This is a genomic window from Inquilinus sp. OTU3971, from assembly GCF_038440215.1.
The window spans coordinates 1-2798 of sequence record NZ_JASATH010000377.1 but is presented as its reverse complement, the minus strand read 5'-3'; the positions used below and the strand labels follow the sequence as shown (position 1 = coordinate 2798).

Here is a 2798-nt window from a genome sequence, read left to right as displayed (position 1 = left end):
CCCACCCTGCCCCACAAAAAACCCGGCCGCCCCCCGCCGCGCCCCCCCCCCTTTTGTATCAGCCGTCGATGCGGACCGTCAGGAAACCTGCAGGTTCGCCGCCGACTCCCGGCCGTCGCGGCCTCGCGCCAGCTCGAACGTGACCTGCTGACCTTCGTTCAGGGTCCGCAGCCCGGCCGCTTCCACCGCCGAGATGTGGACGAACACGTCCTTGCCGCCGTTGTCCGGCTGAATGAACCCGAAGCCCTTGGTGGTGTTGAACCACTTCACGGTACCAGTCGCCATACGTCTTCACTCCATAGGCAGCCGAAGCCGCCGTCGTTCACGGCCGAATGAGGTCCCGGCCGGTCGGCCAAGTGAGCCGAAGCCAGTGACATAGGCAACCTTCCGGCCGTCGCCTAGTCACCCGATGCGGATTCGACCGAAACTTGCGCGAGCGGCCTGCGCGACGGCGCAAGCCGCAACCGGCCGGACTATATGGATATGGTCGTTCACGCCCTTCGCTATATCCAATTGAACATAGCGATAGACCCGGCTAGCGTTCTGCCCCGGAGTGCGGCGGAGGAAGGCCATGCGGCGGCTGGCGGCGGTTGTCATCGGATGCGTGCTGGCGGCGGCGCCCGTCCCGGCGGCGGACCTGACCCTGTACGGCGCCGGCAGCCTGCGCGGCGCCATGCTGCGGATCGCCGAGGCCTTCCGGCAGTCCGGCGGCGCCGAGGTGGCCGCGAGCTTCGGCCCCTCCGGCACGATGCGGGAGAAGATCGAGGCCGGCGACGAGGTCGACATCTTCGCCTCGGCCGACACCGGCCATCCCCAGAGGCTGAACCAGGAGGGGCTGGGCGGGCCGCTGGTGGTCTTCGCCCGCAACCGGCTCTGCGCCATCGCCGCGCCGAAGGTCGGGCTGACCGCCGACAACGTACTCGACCGTGCCCTGGACCCGGCGGTCAGGCTGGGCACCTCGACGCCGAGGAACGACCCGTCGGGCGACTACACCTGGGCGATGTTCCGCAAGGCCGAGGCCATCCGCCCGGGCGCCTTCGCCGCGCTGGACAAGAAGGCGCTGCAGCTGGTCGGGGCGCCCGACAGCGCGCGGAAGCTGGGCCTGCCCGAGGACGCCAACGCAGCAGCCTGGCTGATCGAGCACGACAGGGCCGACATGTTCCTGGGTTACTGCACCAGCGGCAAGGCGGCGCAAGCGGAGTGGCCCGATCTCGTGGTGGTGCCGCTGCCGAAGGAATTGGCGGTCGGCGCCGCCTACGGTCTGACGGTGCTGAAGGAGGCGCCGCCGGAAGCCTATCGCCTGGCGCTGTTCATCCTGTCCCCGGCCGGCCAGGCGATTCTGGCGGAATCAGGTTTCGATACGCCGACAGCGCCGTGAGCCCAGCGCCGAGTCTCGTTTCAGGTTCGCCATCACGGGGATCGAAGATCATGCTGCGAGGTTTCATCGCCTGAAAATCCGATTCCGCAAAGGCGGATCCACAGATTGCATCTCGGATACAGCTTCCGGTTTGTGTCCCGCAACGCAAGGATTTGAGCCGCATACAGCGATCTGAAAAATCATTCACGGAATAAGCTTGGCATTGTCCATAGATTTAACATCGAACCCTTGGTATGGACATACCGGAAATCTTATGATGATTCATGCAACGGTCATGATTCTGAGTATTATGCCTGTAGGCATAAGGTTTCCCAGAATATCGGAGTAATCAGTCATGCCAAATCTGATCGTGGGAGGACTGGACGAGTGAGCAAGATCATCATCGGAACCTCGGGCGATGACGTCCTTGTCGGGACGTCGGAGGAGGATGCCATCAGCGGTCAGGGCGGCAACGACCGCATCAATGGCGGCGACGGCAGCGACGCCCTCTATGGCGGCACGGGCGACGACCTCGTCAAGGGCGGAGCCCACGCCGACGCGATCGAGGGCGGCAGCGGCAACGATACGCTGGAGGGGAACGACGGCAACGACGCCATCGACGGCGGCAGTGGCAACGACGTCCTCGAGGGCGGAGCCGGCCATGACGCCCTTTACGGCTACATCGGGGCCGACCGCCTGTACGGTGGCGACGGCAGCGACGCCCTCCATGGCGGTGACGGCACCGACAAGCTGTACGGCGGCAACGGCGATGACGTGGTCGCCGGCGGCGCCGGCAACGACACCCTCTCGGGCGACGGGGGCCGGGACAATCCGCGCAACGTCAGCGGAGATGACCATCTCTATGGCGGCAGCGGCAACGATACGCTGATCAGTGGCGACGGCATCGATGCGCTGAGCGGCGGCGCCGGCAACGACACCTTCCTGTTCCGCTTCGACGACCCGAAGAGCGGCACCGGCGCGGGTCACGCCGCGATCGAGGCCTTCAGCCCGCTGTACGACACCTTCGCCTTCGACGCCGTCGGCCTCGGCCATGACGGGGTCGGCGCGAATTTCGTCGACCACGGCGACGGCACGGTCGGCGGCGTGGTGGACAGCTTCTACCGCGGTGCCGCGGCCGGCGCGAACGGCGAGAGCGTCGTCGTGGCCACCAACCAGAGCTTCGCCACCAATGCCCAGGCTCTCTCGGCCCTGCACGGCGAAGGCGCCGGCGATATCATCCTCTTCTACAGCTCAACCTTCGATGCCGGCATCATCGCCAGCGTCCAGGAGGACGGCACCGCCTCGGCCTTCGCCCGCCTGACCGACATCAGCTTCGCGGAGTTCCAGAATCTGCACTTCACCGCGTCGGACTTCACCTTCGTGTAGACCGGACGTCCGGACAGAACCGGGGGGGGGGGGGGGGGGGGGGGGGGGGGGGGGG

General features: G+C 66.7%; 3 protein-coding genes. 2 read left to right on the top strand and 1 reads right to left on the bottom strand.

Annotated features, from left to right (window positions below):
- Positions 1 to 78: 78 nt before the first annotated feature.
- Positions 79 to 285 (bottom strand): cold-shock protein, encoded by a 207-nt coding sequence (locus tag AAHM41_RS39830; protein ID WP_225770919.1) that lies wholly within the window; start codon positions 283 to 285, stop codon positions 79 to 81.
- Positions 286 to 571: 286 nt separating this feature from the next.
- Here AAHM41_RS39830 and AAHM41_RS39825 point away from each other — a divergent pair, with 286 nt between their 5' ends.
- On the top strand, positions 572 to 1378 hold the full coding sequence (locus AAHM41_RS39825; protein ID WP_342242185.1) for a molybdate ABC transporter substrate-binding protein: 807 nt from the start codon (positions 572 to 574) through the stop codon (positions 1376 to 1378).
- A gap of 366 nt (positions 1379 to 1744) precedes the next feature.
- Positions 1745 to 2743: a calcium-binding protein gene (locus AAHM41_RS39820; RefSeq protein ID WP_342242184.1), complete on the top strand. Its 999-nt coding sequence runs from the start codon at positions 1745 to 1747 to the stop codon at positions 2741 to 2743.
- The last annotated feature ends 55 nt before the right edge of the window (positions 2744 to 2798 follow it).

What these genes read in the sequence shown, in the direction of transcription:
- AAHM41_RS39830 (WP_225770919.1), bottom strand. Translation starts at nt 285, where the DNA reads ATGGCGACTGGTACCGTGAAGTGGTTCAACACCACCAAGGGCTTCGGG.
- AAHM41_RS39825 (WP_342242185.1), top strand. Translation starts at nt 572, where the DNA reads ATGCGGCGGCTGGCGGCGGTTGTCATCGGATGCGTGCTGGCGGCGGCG.